Genomic DNA, 18856 nt, shown 5'->3' with positions numbered 1-18856 from the left:
CCAAGTGTTAAATTTTAAAAAACTGTGAAAAACAAGCCAAACAGCGAGAAGCATCATGAGAAACAAACTGACGAGCATTGTCGCACTGACCGCCGCCCTTGCTCCGGCTCTTGGCAACGCGATTGGATTCGGAGAAATCACCCTTCAATCCCGTATCGGCGAAGCGCTCATGGCTGAAGTGCCTATCCTGTTGAGCCCTGAAGAAATACCTGTCACCGCCTGCTTTTCCCTGGCACCAATCCGCAGTTCCGATTTACCGGTCATCACCGCCGCCAAGACGCGACTGGTCCGCCGCGGCCAGAACCACGTGCTGCAGGTTTTTGGCACCCGGCCGGTCAGCGATCCCGTTTTTACCATTGCCTTGCATGCCGGCTGTGGTTATGACGTCGTGCGCGACTACGTACTGATGCCTGACGCGCCATTCATGCCCGCAGAAACCTCGCCGGTCCCGAGCCCCATAGCAACCGGAAAACCGGCTAAATTCACTGAATGGCATGCCCGCGAGGGCGAAACGCTTGAAGATATTGCCGATGCCCAGACGCCAGCCAGCCTGGCTGAACGCCAGCGCTTGATTGCCGCCCTGAAACGGGCCAATCCAGACCTCGCACCAGACAGCATGCTCGGCGAAGGCACCGTCGTCCGTATTCCGACACGCAAGCAAGCCAGCGCCGAGAAAAAAGAAAAATCGACTCGAACATCGACTCAGGCCGTCGCCCGAGAGGGTGCGCCCCAAAAACCAGCCGCCCCGCGCAGCAAGCCCAGGCCTGACAACCCGGCGCCAACGAAAGCGGCGGATCAGCTACTCGTCGGCGCGGCACCCGAAGAAATCAGGCCGCGCGAAAAAAATAATGCTGCGCTCCAATCCCTGGCCGAAACCGAGCAGCGCCTGCTGAGGCTTGAAACCACCCTGCATTTGCTGACGCAGGAAGTTGAAAAAATGGACCAAGCCCTGGATCTGGCAACCAGGGCCATAGAAATACAAAACAAATTGCAGATGGCGCAGACACTGCCGGCCAGCCAGGCACCTGTCGCCGTGACGACCAACGCCCCCGCCCAGCCGGCCGAGACCTCAAGCACCGCCAACTGGCAGGAACTGTTGCTGAGTGCTGCCGTCGGCGCAGCGATTTCCATCGGTCTGGCTCAATATCTGGGGCGTCGTCATCGTTACCCGGGGGAGGAAGAAACGCCGCTCGCTTTCGCCAGCCATCGCAGCCAGGCCCTTCCCGCCAAACAGGCAACGCCCGATGCCTTTGAACTCGACGAATTCGCCACCCCGCCATCGCCGCCCCAGAGCGCCCAGCAGGTACCGGCACCGTCGCCGGAAGAAAGCTTCGAACCGACGGCCGCGCCCGAGCCCGTCGAAATGCAGGCAGAGGATGAACACTCGGTGCTCGCCCTGGCGGAAATCATGCTTTCTTTCGGTCGCGTACGTGGGGCTGCCGAAACGCTGGCCGAACACATCGACCAGCACATGCCGCAAAGCATTCAACCGTGGAGCATGCTGCTCGACCTCTATCGCCGGGGCGGCATGCGCCAGGAGTTCGAGGCTCTGGCCGAAAAAATGCGTAGTCGGTTCAACGCCAGCATTCCGGCCTGGAACGATTCCGGCACGCCGATATCCGGCCTGAAGTCCCTGGAGGATTACCCTCACGTTATACAGAAGGCAGGCGCTCGCTGGGGCACCCAAGCCTGCCTCGATTATCTGTTAAGCCTCGTCCATGACACGCGAGCCGGGCAGCGCAATGGTTTCCCCCTTGAAGTTGTCGAGGAAATCGCCCTGCTCATGGCCATCCTGGAAGATGCTTACGCTTTGAAACGGCAGGGCTGAGAGGCTCAAACCGGATTGTCGAGATCGACGAATTCGCAGGCGATGCCGAACTGCTGCGCCAGATGCCCGGCCAGCGCCTGCACCCCGTAACGCTCGGTAGCGTGATGGCCAGCCGCCAGATAAGCCACACCACTCTCCCGGGCCAGATGCACCGTCTGCTCTGAAATCTCGCCAGACAGATAAGCATCGACGCCGAGCGCGATGGCCGACTCGAAGTAGCCTTGCGCCCCGCCCGAACACCAGCCGATACGTCGAATCGGCCGATCGTCACCAGCAATCACCAGCGGCTGCCGACCAAGAACACCCGCCGCCCTGGCCGCCAGCGAAGCCAAATCACAAGGCTCGGCCAACGCGCCCAGCCAGGCAATATCCTGCTCACCGAAACGCCCCTCGGGCACAAAGCCCAAAAGGCGCGCCAATTGGGCGTTGTTGCCCAGTTCCGGGTGTGCATCCAGCGGCAGGTGATAGGCCAGCAGGTTGATGTCACTGCCCAACAGACTGGCCAGCCGCTTGCGCCGGATGCCTGTCACCCGGCCATCCTCGCCTTTCCAGAAATAGCCGTGGTGCACCAGAATGGCATCGGCATGACGCTCGACCGCGGCGTCCAGCAATTCCTGACTGGCCGAGACACCAGCCACGATACGGGTGATCTCGGCACGACCTTCCACTTGCAGTCCGTTTGGGCAATAATCCCGGAACCTTCCGGGCGCCAGCAGCCCATCCAGATAGCCCACCAATTCTTCACGCTTCATCGAGACAATTTCCAATGCAGAGGTTGTGGCTGATTTTTGCACAAACGGCGACCGTTGCGCTCGCCGTTCTGTTCGTCGTTTCCACACTAAAACCGGAATGGCTGCCGCAGCGCCCAGGCGTCGTTGCACTCCAGGAAGCGCCGCTCACCGGCGACGACATCAAGAGCACCCCTGGCTCCTATCGCGATGCCGCCCGGGCGGCGCTGCCTTCGGTCGTCCATATCTACACCACGCAAGCCATCAAGCAGCAACGCCACCCGCTGTTCGATGACCCGATTTTCCGCCACTTCTTCGGCGACCGCCCGGAAGGCCAGCCGCAGCGCAACTCCGGCCTCGGCTCCGGCGTCATCGTCAGCGCCAATGGTTACATCCTGACCAACTACCATGTCATCGAAGGAGCCGACGACATCCAGGTCTCGCTCAACGACACCAAAACCTACAAGGCCAGGATCGTCGGCAGCGACCCCGAATCCGACCTCGCCATCCTGCAGATCAAGGCCGAAAAGCTGCCGGCCATTACCTTCGGCCAGATGGACAGCCTGCGCGTCGGCGATGTCGTGCTCGCCATCGGCAACCCCTTCGGCGTCGGCCAGACAGTCACCATGGGCATCGTCTCCGCCCTTGGCCGCTCGCACCTCGGCATCAACACCTTCGAGAATTTCATCCAGACCGATGCGGCGATCAATCCCGGCAACTCCGGCGGTGCCCTGATCGACATCCACGGCAACCTGGTCGGCATCAACTCCGCCATCTACTCGCGTACCGGCGGCTCGCTGGGCATCGGCTTCGCCATCCCGGTGTCCAGCGCCCGCAGCATCATGGAGCAGATCATCCGTACCGGTACTGTGACTCGTGGCTGGATCGGCGTCGAAGCCCAGGAAATCACCCCAGAACTGGCCGAATCGTTCGGCCTGCCTGACACCGATGGCTCGCTGATTGCCGGCGTCGTGCGCGGCAGCCCGGCCGACGTGGCCGGCATCCGCCCCGGCGATGTGCTGCTCTCGGTCAATGGTAAGCCAGTCAAGGATCCGCAGGTCATGCTCGACCTGATCGCCGCGCTGACCCCGGATGAACGCTCCGCCTTCCGCCTGCGCCGCGACAAGAACATCGTCGAGCTCCAGGTCAAGATCGGCAAGCGCCCGGCCATGCGGGCCGAACAGGAGTAAGCGATGTGCCAGTTGCTAGGAATGAATTGCAATGTCCCGACGGACATCTGCTTTTCATTCAGCGGGTTTCAGGCCCGTGGTGGCGGTACCGATGTGCACTCCGATGGCTGGGGCATCGCCTTCTTCGAAGGCAAGGGCACCCGCCTGTTCCTTGACCCGCAGCCCTCCAGCACCTCACCAGTCGCCGAACTGGTACGCCACTACCCGATCCGTTCGAAGAACGTCATTGCCCATATCCGCAAGGCAACCCAAGGTTCGGTCGGACTGGAAAACACCCATCCCTTCATGCGCGAACTGTGGGGGCGGTACTGGATTTTTGCCCATAACGGCAACCTGTTCGACTTCACACCGCAACTGGACGGCAGTTTCGTCCCCGTCGGCCTGACCGACAGCGAGCGCGCCTTCTGCTGGCTGCTGCAGGAACTGCGCCGCCGCTTTGGCAGCGAGACACCGGAACGCGGCGCCTTGTTCGACGCCGTTCACACGCTGACGCTGGAAATTTCCCGGCACGGCGAATTCAATTTCCTGCTCTCGAATGGCGACTGCCTGTTCGCCCATGCCTCGACCAAACTGAGCCACATCGTTCGCCAGGCGCCGTTCGCCCAGGCGCATCTGAAAGATCAGGACGTGACCGTCGATTTCAGCGATGTCACCTCGCCAAACGATCGCGTCGCCGTCATTGCCACGCTACCGCTGACCGACAACGAAGCCTGGACCGACATGCCGCCGGGAACGCTCTGGTGGTTCGAGGAAGGCGCGCCGATCAAGACCTTGCCGACGCGTCCGGGGCCGGTCAAAAAACCGGCCTGATTGGCTGATCAGCGGTCTGACAGCTTGCGGAAGTCTTCTTCCGCCTTGGCCATTTCGGCATCCATGTCTGCGGTGTTTTCCGCAGGAGCCTCAACCGGCGCTTCAACCGGGGCACGGACCGAGACGAAGCGCGCGGCCAGAATACCCAGCTCGTAAAGCAGGCACATCGGGATGGCCAGCGCGAGTTGAGAAACCACATCCGGCGGCGTGACCACGGCAGCGACGACAAAGGCACCAACGATGAAGTAGGAACGCCATTCCTTCAGTTTCTCGACCGTCACCACACCGAGCTTGACCAGCACCACCAGGGCCACCGGCACCTCGAAAGCGATACCGAAAGCCAGGAACATGGTCATCACGAACGACAGGTAAGCCTCGATATCTGGCGCCGGCGTAATGCTCTTCGGGGCAAAGCTGTTAATGAAGCCGAACACCTGCCCGAAGACGAAGAAGTAGCAGAAGGACATGCCAGCCACGAACAACAGCGTGCTGGAAATGATCAGGGGAATACCCAGGCGCTTTTCATGGGCATAGAGGCCCGGTGCAATGAAGGCCCAGGCCTGGTAAAGAATGAACGGTAGCGCCAATATGAAGGCGACCATCGCTGTGACCTTCAGCGGCACCATGAACGGCGTGATGACGCCAATCGCGACCATCTTGGTGCCTTCCGGCAATGCACTGGTCAGCGGCGCAGCGAGGATGTCGTAGATTTCGCCCGGCCCCGGGTAAAGACACAGGATGCCGAGAATGGCCGCAACGGCGATCAGGCTGCGCATCAGGCGGTCGCGCAATTCGACCAAATGCGAGATAAACGAGTCTTCGGGTGCTTCACTCATGCCAGTGGTTTGCCGGTGGTGTCGATGGTCGGCAAGCCTTCAGCCAGCTTCGCGGTTTCATTGAGTTCGGCCACGGCCTCCTTGGCCGGTGCCTCGATGGCGCTGCGCGCAGTTTCGTATTCGCTGCGCACCGAGGCCTCCATGGCGCGCGCCGAATCGGTCACCTGCGTCTGCAGCTTCTTGAGTTCATCAAGCTGCATTTCGCGGTTGATGTCGGACTTCACGTCACTGACATAACGCTGGGCGCGGCCGAGCAAATGCCCGAGCGTGCGTGCCACCTTGGGCAGGCGCTCGGGGCCGATGACGATCAGCGCCACGATGCCGATCACCATCAATTCGGAAAAGCCGATATCAAACATAGTTGTTAGTAGTTAGTTATTAGCTGTTAGCCGGCCATTGCTAGCGACTAGCAACTATCGACTAACGACTGAACACTAGCTCTTCGTTTTTTCCTTGACTTCGACGTCGATGGTCTGGCCACCAACCTGCTGGGTTGGTTGAGCCTCTTCGGCTGCCTTGTCGGCATTGGCGTCTTTCATGCCGTCCTTGAAACCCTTGACCGCGCCGCCCAGATCCTGGCCGACGTTGCGCAGCTTCTTGGTGCCGAAAATAAGCATGACGATGACCAGAACGATCAGCCAGTGCCAAATGGAAAAACTGCCCATGGTTTGTCTCCTAGATGCGTTTGAGCATGGGGCCGACCGGGTCCGGTCCACCCACGATGTGCGCGTGCAGGTGCGGCACTTCCTGCTGCCCCACACGTCCTGTGTTGATGATTACCCGGAAACCGTCCGGGCTGCCTTGCGCGACTGCGATTTCGTTGGCCTTGGCCAGAATCCTGCCAAGCACCGGCGTGTCATCGGCACTCGCCGTCGCCAAGGACGTAATGTGCCGCTTCGGGATTACGAGCACATGAACCGGGCGCGCCGGGTTGATGTCGTTGAAGGCGAGAATGTCCTCGTCCTCATAGACTTTCGCAGCAGGAATCTTGCCCTCGACGATCTTGCAGAAGATGCAATCGCTCACTTGGTGCCCCGTGAAGCCTTCTCGTCGATGCCGGAAATGCCCTCGCGACGGCGCATTTCCTGCGAAACGTCCTCGATGCTCAAGCCGTAGAAAGCGAGCAGGACCAGCACGTGATAGATCACGTCGGTCGATTCCCAGACAATGTTCAGACGCTTGCCATCCTTGGCCGCCATGATCAGTTCGGCACATTCCTCACCGATCTTTTTCAGAATCGAATCCGGCCCCTCGGAAAACAGCTTGGCGGTATAAGACTTTTCCGGGTCGGCATGGCGACGGGAAGCCAGCGTCTCGGAGAGGCGGTGCAGGATGTCATGGGTACTCATTTGTAAATTTCCTTCGGGTCTTTCAGAACCGGATCAGCAGGAACCCAGCGGTCCCCGTTCAATTCATTGAAAAAACAGCTTTCGCGGCCGGTATGACAGGCAATCCCGCCCACTTGTTCAATGCTCAGCAGCAAGACGTCACCGTCGCAATCAGTGCGGATGGCCTTGATCTTCTGAAAATGGCCCGACTCTTCACCTTTGCGCCACAGACGCTTTCTCGAACGCGACCAGTATACCGCGTTGCCACAGCTAAGCGTTTCCTGAAGCGACTCGCGGTTCATGTAGGCAAACATCACGACACGCCCGTTTTCATCCTGGGCAATGGCCGGGATCATGCCGTCGGCGTCCCACTTCAGCGCTTCCAGCCAGTTCAGGGAATTGTCGAGATCGCTCACAGCCTGACTTCGATGCCGCGGGCAGCCATGTATTCCTTGGCCTGACGCACGGTGTATTCGCCGAAATGGAAAATGGAGGCAGCCAGCACGGCATCGGCGCGGCCTTCGGTGACGCCATCAGCCAGATGCTGCAGGTTGCCGACGCCACCCGAGGCGATGACCGGAATCTTTACGGCATCGGACACGGCACGGGTCAGCGCCAGGTCGAAACCGTTCTTGGTGCCGTCGCGGTCCATGCTGGTCAGCAGGATTTCGCCAGCGCCCAGCGCATCGACCTTCTTTGCCCATTCAATGGCATCCATGCCGGTATCGTTGCGGCCGCCATGGGTGAAGACATGCCATTGGCCGGGTGCGACCTGCTTGGCGTCGATGGCGACGACAATGCACTGCGAGCCAACCTTGCTGGAGGCATCGAAAACGAGATCCGGATTCTGTACGGCCGCCGTGTTCATCGACACCTTGTCAGCACCGGCATTGAGCAGACGACGGACGTCTTCCACCTTGCGTACGCCACCACCAACGGTTAGCGGAATGAAGACCTGTTCGGCGCAGGCTTCAATGATGTGCAGGATGATGTCGCGCTGGTCGCTGGAAGCGGTGATGTCGAGGAAGGTGACCTCGTCGGCGCCTTGCTCGTTGTAGCGACGGGCGATTTCAATCGGGTCGCCGGCGTCGCGCAGACCGACAAAGTTGGTGCCCTTGACGACGCGGCCAGCCGTGACGTCAAGGCAGGGGATGATGCGTTTGGCGAGCATCAGGCGCCCAACTGATCAGCGAGTTCCTGCGCCGCCTTGAAGTCGAGAGAGCCGTCGTAAACCGCACGACCGGCGATGGTGCCGACGATGCCTTCACCTTCAACTGCGCACAGGGCGCGAATGTCGTCAAAGTTGGTCAGGCCGCCGGAAGCAATTACCGGAATGGTCAGCGCCTGGGCCAGACGCACGGTGGCGTCGATATTCAAGCCAGAGAGCATGCCGTCGCGGCCGATGTCGGTGTAGATGATCGACTCGACGCCGTAGTCTTCGTACTTCTTGGCCAGATCGACGACATCGTGACCGGTCAGTTTGGACCAGCCATCGGTTGCGACCTTGCCATCCTTGGCATCAAGGCCAACGATGATGTGGCCGGGAAAGGCGACGCAGGCGTCGTGCAGGAAGCCAGGGTTCTTGACTGCCGCCGTACCGATAATGACGTAGGAAAGACCGCCATCCAGACAAGCTTCGATGGTATCGAGATCGCGAATGCCGCCGCCGAGCTGGACCGGAATCTGGTCGCCAACTTCAGCCAGGATGGCCTTGATCGCCGCCGCGTTCTTCGGCTTGCCGGCAAAGGCGCCATTGAGGTCGACCAGATGCAGGCGACGCGCCCCTTGGTTCAGCCAGTGACGCGCCTGTTCGGCCGGGCTATCGGAAAAAACAGTGGCCTGTTCCATCAGGCCCTGCTTCAGACGGACGCATTGGCCGTCCTTGAGGTCAATCGCAGGAATAATCAGCATGGGAGTCTAGGAGATTAAATTCGACAGAAGCGAATCAGGGTTGCCACTCAACGAAGTTCTTCAGAAGTTGCAGGCCGTCGCGAGCGCTTTTCTCGGGGTGGAACTGAACCGCGAAGATATTATCCCGCCCTACTGCACAGGTAAAGGGCACGCCATATTCGCAAGTGCCCGTCACCAGCGCCGAATCGGCGGGCTCGACAAAATAGCTGTGTACAAAATAGAAGCGCGAGCCATCCGCAATGCCATTCCACAGCGCATGCGGCTTCTGGCGCACCTCGTTCCAGCCCATGTGCGGGACTTTCAGGCGTTCGCCGGTCGGCAAATACATCTTTTCATCCGGGAAACGTTTGACGTTGCCGGGAAAGACACCGAGCGCCGGAACATTGCCTTCGTCGCTATGCTCGAACAGCATTTGCTCGCCGACACAGATGCCAAGAAAAGGCTTGTCCTTCGCAGCGGCCAGCACGGCGGCGCGCAAGCCTCGCGCATCCAGCTCGCGCATGCAGTCTGGCATTGCCCCTTGACCGGGAAATACGACGCGCTCGGCAGCAGCGACGATAGCGGGGTCAGCGGTCACGATAACCTGCCTGTCACCGGCTACGTGCTCCAGCGCCTTCGACACCGAGCGCAGGTTGCCCATGCCGTAGTCGATGACGGCAATGGTTTTGCCAGCCACCGTCACAGCGAACCCTTGGTCGATGGCATGGCACCGGCCATGCGCGGATCAGGCGTCACCGCCATGCGCAGGGCGCGGCCAAAGGCCTTGAAGATGGTTTCGGCCTGATGGTGGGCATTCTTGCCACGCAGGTTGTCGATGTGCAGCGTCATCCCGGCGTGGTTGACCAAGCCATGGAAGAATTCGCTGACCAGGTCGACATCAAACTGGCCAATGACGGCACGCGTAAATTCAACATTGAGTTCCAGCCCCGGACGACCGGAAAGATCGATCACCACCCTCGACAGGGCTTCGTCGAGCGGCACGTAGCTATGGCCGTAACGGGTCAGGCCCTTCTTGTCGCCCCAGGCCTTGGCCAGCGCCTGGCCGAAGGTGATGCCGATATCCTCGACAGTGTGGTGCGCATCGATGTGCAGGTCACCTTTGGCCTCGATGTCGAGGTCGATCAGACCATGACGGGCGATCTGGTCGAGCATGTGGTCAAGGAATGGGACGCCGGTGGCAAATTTGCCCTGACCAGTGCCATCGAGATTGAGGCGCACGGTGATCTGCGTCTCCAGCGTGTTGCGAGTGATTTCGGCTTGCCGCATGGTTTAAGGCTGCAAAAGGCTTTTAACGGAGGGCCATGATACCATTTCGGCCTACTTTTACGCCTTTCGTGAAAACCCATGAGTCGCTTCTGGAGCCAGGTCGTCCGCGACCTCACCCCCTACGTACCGGGCGAGCAGCCCAAGATCACCAACCTGATCAAGCTGAACACCAACGAAAACCCGTTCCCGCCCTCCCCCAAGGTGCTGGCGGCGATTCAGGCGGAACTCGGCGATGACGCGGCGCGCCTGCGCCTCTACCCGGACCCGAATGCCGACCTGCTCAAGGCTGCAATCGCCAAACATCATGGCGTAACCTCACAGCAAATCTTCGTCGGCAACGGCTCGGATGAGGTGCTGGCTCATGTCTTCATGGCCCTGCTCAAGCACGAGGCGCCGATTCTGTTTCCGGACATCACCTACAGCTTCTACCCGGTGTATTGCGGGCTGTACGACGTCGATTACATCCAGGTACCGCTGGCCGAGGATTTCACCATCAATCCCGACGACTACCTCGGCCAGATGTGGAACGGCGAACAGTGTGGCGGCATCATCTTCCCCAATCCAAACGCCCCGACCGGCCGCCTGCTGCCGCTGGCCGCCATCGAGAAAATACTCAAGGCCAATCCGGAAGCCGTCGTCGTGGTAGATGAGGCCTATGTCGATTTCGGTGGCGAGACGGCGATCAAACTGGTCGACCGCTACGACAACCTGCTGGTCGTCCATACGCTGTCCAAGTCACGCTCGCTGGCCGGCATGCGCGTCGGTTTCGCGGTCGGGCATCCGGCGCTGATCGAAGCGCTGGAACGGGTCAAGAACAGCTTCAACTCCTATCCGCTCGACCGCCTCGCCATTGTCGGCGCCGTCGCGGCGATGGAAGATGAAGCGTATTTCGCGCAGTGTTGCCAGTCCGTGATCGCCACCCGCGACACCCTGACGGCAGACCTGACCAAGCTCGGCTTCGAAGTCCTGCCCTCCGCCGCCAATTTCATCTTCGCCCGCCACCCCCAATACGATGCGGCCGAACTGGCGAAGGCCTTGCGCGAACGAAACATCATCGTCCGTCACTTCAAACTGCCGCGCATCGATCAGTTCCTGCGCATCACCGTCGGCACCGATGGCGAATGCAAAGCACTGACTGACGCCCTGAGCCAAATCACCGCCTGATTGGTATGGAGCCAGTCTGGAAACGGCCCGATGGCAGCATCGTGGCCTGCACCGAGAAGATCAAGGTGCTGCGCGAAAACCTCGAAGAACTCCGCCAGATGGCGCAAGATGCCTTCGAGGACGCGCTATTGATGGAGTGCGAGGAGAACCAGATCCGTACGGTATTTCAGGAGCTGATCGCCGGATTGGAAAACCCGTATAACAAAGCCTGATACCCAATCAGACCCAACCGAGCAGCCCGAGCACCGCACCCACACCGATAAACCACAGCGGGTGCAGTTTCGTCCGCAAATTGGCAACGAGGGTTGCCGCCACCAGCAACCAGGCAGCCCAACCAAAGGCGGCAGCCTGCGCAATCAGGGTGGCGCCTGAGAAGATCAGGCCGACAGCGAGCGGCGCGACGCCGATGCTGATCGCTTTCTGCCAGCGCTTGCCGGAGAAACTTTCCCAACGATCAATCAGCAAATAAATTAGCACACTCATCGGCAGGCACATGGCCAGCGTCGAGGCCAACGCCCCGAGCAGGCCACCAATCTCCCAGCCGATCAGGGTTACCACCAGCACGTTTGGACCGGGCGCCGCCTGGGCGATGGCGTAGAGATGTGTAAAAGTTGTATCGTCGAGCCAGTGATGATTTTCGACGACGACACGATGCATTTCCGGCAAAAGCGCTGTTGCTCCGCCAAACGCGACGAAAGAGAGCAGCCCGAACTCGAGGAAGAGCTCGACCACGATCATTTCCGGCCCAGCTTCCAATAAGCCACGCCACCAGACAAAAACAGCCCGGCGACCATGACGATGGGCATCGGCCAACGCAGAACGGCGATGGCTGCTACGGTCAAGGCCGTAAAAGGCAGGAAAAAAGCTTTGTCCTTGATCACCGCCCCCATGCGCCAGGCCATCCCAACGAGCAGGCCGCAGCCAACAGCGGCGATGCCGCGCAGCATGGACTGGACATGCGACAGACTACCGTAGTGGTCGTAGAGCATTGCCAGCAAGAGCACAATGACAAACGGCCCGGCAAGCAGGCCGAACGGCGCGACGACCGCCCCCGGCAGGCCGCAGTAGCGCTTGCCAACAACCACGGCCAGGTTGACCACGTTCGGCCCCGGCAAAAACTGGCAAAGACCGAGCTGGGCGTTGAACTCCTCGGCGCTCATCCACTGGCGCTCCTCGACCAGCATGCGCCGGGCGAAGGGAAGCACACCACCGAAACCGGATAGTCCGACCGATGAAAAGCCGAAAAAAAGCGCCCGGAGATCCGGGCGTTTTTGAGATTCGGAGATATCCACGATCAACCGAGAATTTCGCTCAGTTGTCGAGTCGGAACTCGGCCGACTTGGCATGCGCCGGCAAACCTTCGCCATGCGCCAGCGTTGAGGCAATCTTGCCCAAGGTCTGCGCGCCAGCCCGGGAAACCTTGATCAGGCTGGTCCGCTTCTGGAAGTCATAGACACCGAGCGGCGACGAGAAGCGGGCGCTGCCGGAGGTCGGCAGCACATGGTTCGGACCGGCACAGTAGTCGCCAAGCGACTCAGAAGTGTAGTGACCAATGAAGATGGCGCCAGCGTGGTGAATCTTGGCCACCCACGGATCGGGATCAGCCAGCGATAGCTCAAGGTGTTCCGGCGCGACGCGATTGGCGATGGCAACAGCTTCGTCCATATCGCGCACGTGGATGAAAGCGCCGCGATTGGCCAACGAGGTTTCGATCACTTCGCGACGCGGCATGGTCGGCAGGAGTTTTTCAATGCTGGCTTGCACGCGGTCGATATAGGCGGCATCGGTGCAGATCAGGATCGATTGCGCCAGTTCGTCGTGCTCGGCCTGCGAGAACAGATCCATCGCCACCCAGTCAGGATTACCGGAGCCATCGGAGACGACCAGAATTTCGGACGGACCGGCCACCATGTCGATGCCGACAATGCCAAACACCCGGCGCTTGGCCGTCGCTACGTAGGCATTGCCCGGACCGACGATCTTGTCCACCTGCGGCACTGTCTGCGTACCGTAGGCCAGCGCACCAACCGCCTGCGCCCCGCCCATCGTGAACACGCGATCAACGCCAGCCAGACAAGCAGCGGCCAGCACGAGCTGGTTCTTTTCGCCGTCCGGGGTCGGGACGACCATGATCAGTTCCTTGACGCCAGCCACCTTGGCCGGAATCGCGTTCATCAGCACGGAAGAGGGATACGCCGCCTTGCCGCCCGGCACGTAGAGGCCGACGCGATCAAGCGGCGTGATCATCTGGCCGAGCATGGTGCCGTCGGCTTCGGTGTAGGACCAGCCTTCGAGACGCTGACACTCGTGGTAGGCACGCACACGGCCAGCCGCTGCTTCCAGTGCAGCACGACGATCAGCCGGCAGGCTGTCGAGGGCCTGCTGCATTTCAGCCTGCGACAATTCGAGGTCAGCCATGCTGCCAACGCTCAGACGATCAAATTTGTTGCTGTATTCAACCACCGCAGCATCGCCGCGCGTTTTCACATCAGCCAGAATGCCGGCGACGGTACGCTCTATCCCTTCATCAGCCGCCGCCTCGAAGGCGAGCAGCGCATCCATTTTTGCCTTGAAATCCGCGTCGACCGTAGAAAGGCGTTTAATGGCGAGCATTTACTTCTCCACCGCCTGGGCAAAGGCGTCAATAATCGGTTGCAGGGTTTCGCGCTTGACCTTGAGCGAGGCCTGGTTGACCACCAGCCGCGACGAAATATCCATGATGTGTTCGCAGGCCACCAACTTGTTGGCCTTCAGCGTACCACCGGTCGACACCAGATCGACGATGGCATCGGCCAGACCGGCCAACGGAGCCAGTTCCATCGAGCCATAGAGCTTGATCAGATCGATATGAACGCCCTTACTGGCGAAATGCTCCCGTGCCGTCTTGGTATATTTCGAAGCCACTTTCAGGCGAGCGCCCTGGCGTACGGCGTTGTCGTAATCGAAACCCTCGGGAATGGCGACCATCATCCGGCACTTGGCAATCTTCAGATCCAGCGGTGCGTAGAGCCCCTCGCCACCATGCTCGATCAGCACATCCTTGCCGGCCACGCCGATATCGGCGGCGCCGTACTGGACGTAAGTTGGCACATCGGTAGCGCGAACGATCACGACGCGCACATTCGGCTGGTTGGTCTCGATGATCAACTTGCGCGAAGTCTCCGGGTTTTCGGTCGGAACGATCCCTGCTGCCGCCAGCAGTGGCAAGGTTTCGTCAAAAATGCGGCCCTTGGACAGGGCAATGGTGATGGTCGTCACGGGGTAGCTTGTTGAAAAGGCGAAAGTGCCATTTTAGCAGACCCCTACAGATACCCGGCGTGACGCGGCGCGCAAAGCACCAATTCCGGCACAAAAGTCCGCAGAGACGTCACGCCAACCAAGCACACCCACGGCAATCAAGGGGGCGATAGCCGCCAACAAAAAGACTGCCGCGTAAACGCAAAAAAGCCCGGCGAACCGGGCTTTCTCGATACAGACTAATCCGCGACTTATTCAGCCGGGCGGATGTTTGCAGCCTGCTTGCCCTTCGGGCCATTCACGACGTCGAAGGTCACTTTCTGGTTCTCGGCCAGGGTCTTGAAACCGTTGCCTTGAATTGCGGAGAAGTGAGCGAAGAGGTCTTCACCACCTTCGGACGGGGAGATAAAGCCAAAACCCTTGGAATCATTGAACCACTTAACGGTACCGTTTGCCATTTGAAAGCATCCTTAAAAAATATACGGGCTTGCGCCACAAAAATACGAGAACCAAGACCGAGGAGCTGACAAACCGTGGTACGGCGCAGGAACAAAACACTGCCTGGAAATCCCGAGCCTTGGAGTATGGGCCAGCATTTCAAATACGCCAAGCATTTTTTGCATATTTCTGCGGTCGACCGCAGAAAATAGACAAATCAGCCCCCGCTACGCCCCTGCTTAGCGGACTCGGCGAACAGCCGCACCCAGCTTGGCCAGCTTTTCCTCGATTCGCTCATAGCCGCGATCCAAATGGTAAATACGATCGATCACCGTTTCCCCTTGTGCGACCAGACCAGCGATCACCAGCGAAGCCGAGGCACGCAGATCGGTGGCCATCACCGTCGCGCCTTCGAGCTTGTCGACACCACGCACGATGGCGTTATTGCCTTCGATCTGGATGTTGGCACCAAGGCGCATCAACTCATTGACGTGCATGAAACGGTTTTCGAAGATGGTTTCGCGGATGGTCGCCACGCCGTCGGCAATGCAGTTGATAGCCATGAATTGAGCTTGCATGTCGGTCGGGAAGGCCGGATACGGCGCCGTGCGCAGGCTGACTGCCTTCAGGCGCTTGGGAGCGACCAGGCGAATCGCATCGCGTTCGACGGTGATTTCGCAGCCGGCGTCCATCAGTTTGTCGACGACGGTATCGAGGTAGGCGGCCGAAGTTTTCAGCAAACGGATATCGCCACCGGTCGCCGCCGCAGCGCACAGATAGGTGCCGGTCTCGATGCGGTCCGGCATGATCGCGTGCGTTGCACCATGCAGTTTGTCGACGCCCTGAATCCGGATGACGTCAGTACCGGCGCCGGAAATACGGGCGCCCATGGAAACCAGGCAGTTGGCCAGATCGACTACTTCCGGCTCACGCGCAGCATTTTCAATAATTGTTTCACCCTCGGCCAGACAGGCAGCCATCATCAGGTTCTCGGTGCCGGTCACGGTCACCATATCGGTACAGATGCGAGCGCCCTTCAGGCGGGTTGCCTTGGCGTGCACGTAGCCCTGCTCGACCTTGACCTCGGCACCCATCGCCTGCAACCCCTTGATGTGCTGATCAACCGGGCGGGCACCAATGGCGCAGCCACCAGGCAGAGAGACACGCGCTTCGCCGCAACGAGCAACCAGTGGGCCGAGCACAAGAATGGAGGCGCGCATGGTCTTAACCATTTCGTACGAAGCCACCGGATTATTCAGGCCACCACCGTTGAGAACAATGCCGTCGACACCATCCATCGTCACGCCGACGCCCATGTCACCCAGCAGACGGAGCATGGTCGAGATGTCGTTCAGGTGCGGCACATTGGTGAAATGCACCGGATCCGAGGTCAGCAACGAGGCACATAGAATCGGCAGCGCAGCATTCTTGGCACCAGACATGGCCACTTCACCAGAGAGGACCTTGCCCCCTTCAATCAACAACTTATCCACGCTGTGCGCTCCATTCTTCCGGGGTCAGGGTTTTGAAGGAAAGGGCATGCAATTCCCCGGTATCCAGCTTTTCCTTCAGGGTCTGATACACGCGCTGCTGACGCTGCACGCGGCTCTTCCCGGCAAATTCCTTACTTACCACCAGCGCCTGAAAATGCTGGCCATCGCCATCAAGTTCCAGGTGTTCACAGGCCATGCCGGCAAGGATAAGCTCCTTGATATGGTCGGGATGCATCATGTTCAGCCTCTCAGCTTCCAGCCCCGCTTCAGCAGGCTCAAAGTCACTACGGACACGGCGGCGAAGCAGGTAACGACGACCGCCAGACTGATTTCAGGCACCACATCAGAGACGCCAAAAAAACCATAACGGAAGCCGTCGATCATGTAAAAGACGGGATTGTAATGCGACACGCGCTGCCAGAATGTAGGCAAGGTGTAAATCGAGTAGAAAACGCCGGACAACATGGTCAGCGGCATGATCAGAAAATTCTGGAAGGCGGCCAGTTGGTCGAACTTTTCGGACCAGATGCCGGCAATCATGCCGAGCGCCCCAAACAGCGCGCCGCCCAGGATGGAAAAGACCAGAATCCAAAGTGGTGCCACCACCCTCAACTCGGCAAACCAGACGGTCGCCACCAACACGCCAACACCGACCAGCAAGCCACGAACCATGGCCGCCAGCACATAGGCAGCGAAGAAGGCACTGTAGGGAATCGGCGGCAGCAGCACAAAGACAATCGAACCGGTGATCTTGGCCTGAATCAGGCTGGATGACGAATTGGCAAAGGCGTTCTGCAGCACCTGCATCATGACCAGACCGGGTATCAGGAAGCTGGTGTAGCGAACGCCATGGACCAGAACATGCTCATCAAGCACGTGGCCGAAAATCAGCAGATAGAGCAAGGCCGTTAACACCGGCGCCGCGACAGTCTGGAAACTGACCTTCCAGAAACGCAGGAACTCTTTTTCGAACAGGGTCAGGAAGCCGATCATTGGTTCATCGCCCGAACAAAGACGTCCTCAAGCGTTCCGCCCGGATGAGCCGCCATCAGGTTGGCCGTCGTATCGAGCGCGACAACCTTGCCCTGCTTCATCAGCGCGATGCGATTACACAGGGCTTCAGCCTCTTCCAGATAATGGGTGGTCAGGATGATCGTGTGTCCTTCGCCATTCAAGCGACGGATAAACTGCCACAAGCCTTGCCGCAACTCCACATCGACGCCGGCAGTCGGCTCGTCCAGGACAATGACCGGCGGCTTGTGCACCAGCGCCTGCGCCACCAGCACGCGCCGTTTCATACCGCCCGAAAGACGGCGCATGTTGACGTTCGCCTTGCTGGTCAGATCGAGGTTTTCGAGAATTTCATCAATCCAGTTGTCGTTCTTGCGAATGCCGAAATAACCGGACTGGATGCGCAATGTCTCGCGAACATTGAAAAAGGGGTCGAAGACCAGTTCCTGCGGCACCACCCCGAGCAACCGGCGCGCCTCACGAAAATCCTTTATCACATCATGACCGAGCACTTTCAACGTTCCGGAATCGGGTCGCACCAAGCCGGCCAGCGAAGAAATCAGCGTCGTCTTGCCGGCGCCATTCTGACCAAGCAAGCCAAAAAACTCACCCTGTTCGATATCGAGAGAGACCCCGGCCAGTGCTTTTAGTGAACCGAAATGCTTGACGACGTCAACGATGGAAACCGCAGGAATCATGGAATGCCCCTTAGGCGAGGGGCAGCAGTTCGGTAACGCCGTACAGTTCGGCCAGCGCGCGAACGCCGGTCGGAATATGGGCAAACTTGACGGTCGACTGCGTCTGACTGGCAGCGCGCAGCCAACCGAGCATGACGGCAATGGCAGACGAATCCGCTTCAGTCACCCCGGAGAAATCGAAGACCTGCTCGCCGGCCAGCAAAGCAGAACGGCCTGCCTCAAGCAGGCCGCGAGCATTGGCCATGATCAATGGCGCCTTGACCAGCAGGCGCCCGGCTTCGCGTTCGATCATTTCTTCGAATTGGCTTCCAGCGACTTGTTCTTGGCGGCGATCGAAGCAATCAGGCCGTCAATCCCGCCGTTACGAACTTCCTGACCGAACTGGTCACGATAGTTGGTCACCAGGCTGATCCCGGCAACAACAACATCGTAAACTTTCCAGTTCGCATCCAGTTTTTCCAGGCTGTAATCAAGCTGCACAGGCTTGTTGCCAGGTTGGTGAACCTCGGTCCGAACCAGCACATCAGTATCGGTCGGCGCCATCTTGATCGGCTTGTAAACCACCTTCTGGTTCTTGTAACTGGTCAAAGCATTGGAATAGGTACGGACCAGCAGGGTTTTGAACTCAGCAGTCAGCTGCTGCTGCTGCTGCGGAGAGGCTTTGCGCCACTCCTTACCAAGCGCCAGCGCGGTCATGTGCGTGAAGTTGAAATTGGGCAACACCTTCTTGTCGACCAGTTCAATAACCTTATGCGTATCACCGTTCTGGATGTCCTTATCCTTGCGAATAATCTCCAAAACTTCCTCGGTCACACGCTGCACCATGACATCCGGCGCCTCCTGGGCGAACACTGCACAGGACACGAAACCGGCAAACAACAGGGCAAATAGCTTTTTCATCATCTGTTACTTAAAAAA

At 59.4% G+C, this 18856-nt stretch carries 26 protein-coding genes and 1 pseudogene; 5 read left to right on the top strand and 22 right to left on the bottom strand.

The features are described 5' to 3' along the window. Positions 1 to 55 precede the first annotated feature (55 nt). The gene (locus KI617_RS03990) at positions 56 to 1828 is read left to right on the top strand and encodes a type IV pilus assembly protein FimV (RefSeq protein WP_226450731.1); all 1773 of its coding nucleotides are present in this window, start codon (positions 56 to 58) and stop codon (positions 1826 to 1828) included. A 5-nt stretch (positions 1829 to 1833) separates the two neighbouring features. Here KI617_RS03990 and KI617_RS03985 read toward each other — a convergent pair whose 3' ends face one another. Continuing rightward, complete coding sequence (locus tag KI617_RS03985) at positions 1834 to 2580, bottom strand: Nif3-like dinuclear metal center hexameric protein (RefSeq protein WP_226450730.1); 747 nt, start codon at positions 2578 to 2580, stop codon at positions 1834 to 1836. Between the two features lie 14 nt (positions 2581 to 2594). On the opposite strand from KI617_RS03985, the gene KI617_RS03980 reads away from it, so the two are divergent. Beyond that, positions 2595 to 3746, top strand: a complete 1152-nt coding sequence (locus tag KI617_RS03980; protein WP_226450729.1) for a Do family serine endopeptidase — start codon at positions 2595 to 2597, stop codon at positions 3744 to 3746. Between the two features lie 3 nt (positions 3747 to 3749). Beyond that, positions 3750 to 4556, top strand: a complete 807-nt coding sequence (locus KI617_RS03975; protein WP_226450728.1) for a class II glutamine amidotransferase — start codon at positions 3750 to 3752, stop codon at positions 4554 to 4556. Positions 4557 to 4564: 8 nt separating this feature from the next. On the opposite strand, the gene tatC is transcribed toward KI617_RS03975, so the two are convergent. From tatC to hisB, 10 genes are all read right to left on the bottom strand, one after another. Further along, positions 4565 to 5392: a twin-arginine translocase subunit TatC gene (gene tatC / locus KI617_RS03970; protein ID WP_226450727.1), complete on the bottom strand. Its 828-nt coding sequence runs from the start codon at positions 5390 to 5392 to the stop codon at positions 4565 to 4567. Next, a complete protein-coding gene (gene tatB, locus KI617_RS03965) occupies positions 5389 to 5751 on the bottom strand; it encodes a Sec-independent protein translocase protein TatB (RefSeq protein WP_404826786.1) in 363 nt (120 codons plus the stop codon). The genes tatC and tatB overlap by 4 nt, the downstream gene beginning before the upstream one ends. Before the next feature lie 75 nt (positions 5752 to 5826). Further along, on the bottom strand, positions 5827 to 6057 hold the full coding sequence (tatA, locus tag KI617_RS03960) for a Sec-independent protein translocase subunit TatA (protein ID WP_226450726.1): 231 nt from the start codon (positions 6055 to 6057) through the stop codon (positions 5827 to 5829). 10 nt (positions 6058 to 6067) lie between these two features. Continuing rightward, a complete protein-coding gene (locus tag KI617_RS03955; RefSeq protein WP_226450725.1) occupies positions 6068 to 6418 on the bottom strand; it encodes a histidine triad nucleotide-binding protein in 351 nt (116 codons plus the stop codon). After that, entirely contained in the window at positions 6415 to 6741 is a 327-nt protein-coding gene (locus KI617_RS03950; RefSeq protein ID WP_011289102.1) for a phosphoribosyl-ATP diphosphatase, read from the bottom strand. The genes KI617_RS03955 and KI617_RS03950 overlap by 4 nt, the downstream gene beginning before the upstream one ends. Next, positions 6738 to 7076 carry a phosphoribosyl-AMP cyclohydrolase gene (gene hisI / locus KI617_RS03945; protein WP_264180072.1) on the bottom strand — a complete coding sequence of 113 codons (339 nt, stop codon included), beginning with the start codon at positions 7074 to 7076 and terminating at the stop codon, positions 6738 to 6740. Before hisI ends, KI617_RS03950 begins: the two co-directional genes overlap by 4 nt. Positions 7077 to 7132: 56 nt before the next feature. Next, positions 7133 to 7891, bottom strand: a complete 759-nt coding sequence (gene hisF, locus KI617_RS03940; RefSeq protein ID WP_226450723.1) for an imidazole glycerol phosphate synthase subunit HisF — start codon at positions 7889 to 7891, stop codon at positions 7133 to 7135. Beyond that, positions 7891 to 8631 (bottom strand): 1-(5-phosphoribosyl)-5-[(5-phosphoribosylamino)methylideneamino]imidazole-4-carboxamide isomerase, encoded by a 741-nt coding sequence (gene hisA, locus KI617_RS03935; protein ID WP_226450722.1) that lies wholly within the window; start codon positions 8629 to 8631, stop codon positions 7891 to 7893. The genes hisF and hisA overlap by 1 nt, the downstream gene beginning before the upstream one ends. Positions 8632 to 8665: 34 nt before the next feature. Then, positions 8666 to 9271 carry an imidazole glycerol phosphate synthase subunit HisH gene (gene hisH / locus KI617_RS03930; protein ID WP_404826809.1) on the bottom strand — a complete coding sequence of 202 codons (606 nt, stop codon included), beginning with the start codon at positions 9269 to 9271 and terminating at the stop codon, positions 8666 to 8668. Positions 9272 to 9309: 38 nt separating this feature from the next. Beyond that, positions 9310 to 9897 carry an imidazoleglycerol-phosphate dehydratase HisB gene (hisB, locus tag KI617_RS03925; protein WP_226450720.1) on the bottom strand — a complete coding sequence of 196 codons (588 nt, stop codon included), beginning with the start codon at positions 9895 to 9897 and terminating at the stop codon, positions 9310 to 9312. 78 nt (positions 9898 to 9975) lie between these two features. Between hisB and hisC the strand changes: the two genes are divergently transcribed. Together hisC and KI617_RS03915 are read left to right on the top strand one after the other, a co-directional pair. Next, a complete protein-coding gene (hisC, locus tag KI617_RS03920; protein ID WP_226450719.1) occupies positions 9976 to 11061 on the top strand; it encodes a histidinol-phosphate transaminase in 1086 nt (361 codons plus the stop codon). Between the two features lie 5 nt (positions 11062 to 11066). Beyond that, on the top strand, positions 11067 to 11273 hold the full coding sequence (locus KI617_RS03915) for a hypothetical protein (protein WP_226450718.1): 207 nt from the start codon (positions 11067 to 11069) through the stop codon (positions 11271 to 11273). Positions 11274 to 11280: 7 nt separating this feature from the next. Here KI617_RS03915 and KI617_RS03910 read toward each other — a convergent pair whose 3' ends face one another. The 11 genes and pseudogenes from KI617_RS03910 to KI617_RS03860 all read right to left on the bottom strand — a co-directional run bounded on the left by KI617_RS03910 (position 11281) and on the right by KI617_RS03860 (position 18841). Continuing rightward, entirely contained in the window at positions 11281 to 11799 is a 519-nt protein-coding gene (locus KI617_RS03910; RefSeq protein ID WP_226450717.1) for a chromate transporter, read from the bottom strand. Next, entirely contained in the window at positions 11796 to 12353 is a 558-nt protein-coding gene (locus KI617_RS03905; protein WP_226450716.1) for a chromate transporter, read from the bottom strand. The genes KI617_RS03910 and KI617_RS03905 overlap by 4 nt, the downstream gene beginning before the upstream one ends. A gap of 19 nt (positions 12354 to 12372) precedes the next feature. Further along, positions 12373 to 13674, bottom strand: a complete 1302-nt coding sequence (gene hisD, locus KI617_RS03900) for a histidinol dehydrogenase (protein ID WP_226450715.1) — start codon at positions 13672 to 13674, stop codon at positions 12373 to 12375. Further along, on the bottom strand, positions 13675 to 14319 hold the full coding sequence (hisG, locus tag KI617_RS03895; RefSeq protein WP_226450714.1) for an ATP phosphoribosyltransferase: 645 nt from the start codon (positions 14317 to 14319) through the stop codon (positions 13675 to 13677). Positions 14320 to 14549: 230 nt separating this feature from the next. Continuing rightward, positions 14550 to 14756, bottom strand: coding sequence for a cold-shock protein (locus KI617_RS03890; protein WP_011289117.1), 207 nt, complete (start codon positions 14754 to 14756; stop codon positions 14550 to 14552). A 219-nt stretch (positions 14757 to 14975) separates the two neighbouring features. Further along, on the bottom strand, positions 14976 to 16229 hold the full coding sequence (gene murA / locus KI617_RS03885) for a UDP-N-acetylglucosamine 1-carboxyvinyltransferase (protein ID WP_226450713.1): 1254 nt from the start codon (positions 16227 to 16229) through the stop codon (positions 14976 to 14978). Beyond that, entirely contained in the window at positions 16222 to 16467 is a 246-nt protein-coding gene (locus tag KI617_RS03880; RefSeq protein ID WP_226450712.1) for a BolA family protein, read from the bottom strand. The genes murA and KI617_RS03880 overlap by 8 nt, the downstream gene beginning before the upstream one ends. 2 nt (positions 16468 to 16469) lie before the next feature. Then, complete coding sequence (locus KI617_RS03875; RefSeq protein WP_226450711.1) at positions 16470 to 17222, bottom strand: ABC transporter permease; 753 nt, start codon at positions 17220 to 17222, stop codon at positions 16470 to 16472. A 53-nt stretch (positions 17223 to 17275) separates the two neighbouring features. Continuing rightward, a pseudogene (locus KI617_RS03870) lies at positions 17276 to 17938 on the bottom strand (ABC transporter ATP-binding protein); the annotation flags it as partial. A gap of 10 nt (positions 17939 to 17948) precedes the next feature. Beyond that, on the bottom strand, positions 17949 to 18230 hold the full coding sequence (locus KI617_RS03865) for an STAS domain-containing protein (protein ID WP_226450710.1): 282 nt from the start codon (positions 18228 to 18230) through the stop codon (positions 17949 to 17951). Beyond that, on the bottom strand, positions 18227 to 18841 hold the full coding sequence (locus KI617_RS03860) for an MlaC/ttg2D family ABC transporter substrate-binding protein (RefSeq protein WP_226450709.1): 615 nt from the start codon (positions 18839 to 18841) through the stop codon (positions 18227 to 18229). The genes KI617_RS03865 and KI617_RS03860 overlap by 4 nt, the downstream gene beginning before the upstream one ends. Positions 18842 to 18856: the final 15 nt, after the last annotated feature.

It is taken from the genome of Ferribacterium limneticum, assembly GCF_020510625.1.
In the GTDB taxonomy this organism is placed as follows: Bacteria; Pseudomonadota; Gammaproteobacteria; order Burkholderiales; family Rhodocyclaceae; genus Azonexus; species Azonexus limneticus_A.
This window is presented reverse-complemented; position numbering and strand designations above follow the sequence as displayed.

Coding starts and splice junctions, on each gene's coding strand:
- hisI (WP_264180072.1), bottom strand. CDS start 7,076: ATGATCCCGGCCATTGCCCAGGATGAAAACGGGCGTGTCGTGATGTTT.
- KI617_RS03880 (WP_226450712.1), bottom strand. CDS start 16,467: ATGATGCATCCCGACCATATCAAGGAGCTTATCCTTGCCGGCATGGCC.
- KI617_RS03950 (WP_011289102.1), bottom strand. CDS start 6,741: ATGAGTACCCATGACATCCTGCACCGCCTCTCCGAGACGCTGGCTTCC.
- tatA (WP_226450726.1), bottom strand. CDS start 6,057: ATGGGCAGTTTTTCCATTTGGCACTGGCTGATCGTTCTGGTCATCGTC.
- KI617_RS03975 (WP_226450728.1), top strand. CDS start 3,750: ATGTGCCAGTTGCTAGGAATGAATTGCAATGTCCCGACGGACATCTGC.
- hisH (WP_404826809.1), bottom strand. CDS start 9,271: ATGGGCAACCTGCGCTCGGTGTCGAAGGCGCTGGAGCACGTAGCCGGT.
- hisC (WP_226450719.1), top strand. CDS start 9,976: ATGAGTCGCTTCTGGAGCCAGGTCGTCCGCGACCTCACCCCCTACGTA.
- KI617_RS03915 (WP_226450718.1), top strand. CDS start 11,067: ATGGAGCCAGTCTGGAAACGGCCCGATGGCAGCATCGTGGCCTGCACC.
- KI617_RS03990 (WP_226450731.1), top strand. CDS start 56: ATGAGAAACAAACTGACGAGCATTGTCGCACTGACCGCCGCCCTTGCT.
- KI617_RS03890 (WP_011289117.1), bottom strand. CDS start 14,756: ATGGCAAACGGTACCGTTAAGTGGTTCAATGATTCCAAGGGTTTTGGC.
- tatC (WP_226450727.1), bottom strand. CDS start 5,392: ATGAGTGAAGCACCCGAAGACTCGTTTATCTCGCATTTGGTCGAATTG.
- KI617_RS03985 (WP_226450730.1), bottom strand. CDS start 2,580: ATGAAGCGTGAAGAATTGGTGGGCTATCTGGATGGGCTGCTGGCGCCC.
- KI617_RS03860 (WP_226450709.1), bottom strand. CDS start 18,841: ATGATGAAAAAGCTATTTGCCCTGTTGTTTGCCGGTTTCGTGTCCTGT.
- KI617_RS03980 (WP_226450729.1), top strand. CDS start 2,595: ATGCAGAGGTTGTGGCTGATTTTTGCACAAACGGCGACCGTTGCGCTC.
- tatB (WP_404826786.1), bottom strand. CDS start 5,751: ATGTTTGATATCGGCTTTTCCGAATTGATGGTGATCGGCATCGTGGCG.
- hisB (WP_226450720.1), bottom strand. CDS start 9,897: ATGCGGCAAGCCGAAATCACTCGCAACACGCTGGAGACGCAGATCACC.
- hisF (WP_226450723.1), bottom strand. CDS start 7,891: ATGCTCGCCAAACGCATCATCCCCTGCCTTGACGTCACGGCTGGCCGC.
- KI617_RS03865 (WP_226450710.1), bottom strand. CDS start 18,230: ATGATCGAACGCGAAGCCGGGCGCCTGCTGGTCAAGGCGCCATTGATC.
- hisD (WP_226450715.1), bottom strand. CDS start 13,674: ATGCTCGCCATTAAACGCCTTTCTACGGTCGACGCGGATTTCAAGGCA.
- KI617_RS03875 (WP_226450711.1), bottom strand. CDS start 17,222: ATGATCGGCTTCCTGACCCTGTTCGAAAAAGAGTTCCTGCGTTTCTGG.
- hisA (WP_226450722.1), bottom strand. CDS start 8,631: ATGCTGATTATTCCTGCGATTGACCTCAAGGACGGCCAATGCGTCCGT.
- KI617_RS03910 (WP_226450717.1), bottom strand. CDS start 11,799: ATGATCGTGGTCGAGCTCTTCCTCGAGTTCGGGCTGCTCTCTTTCGTC.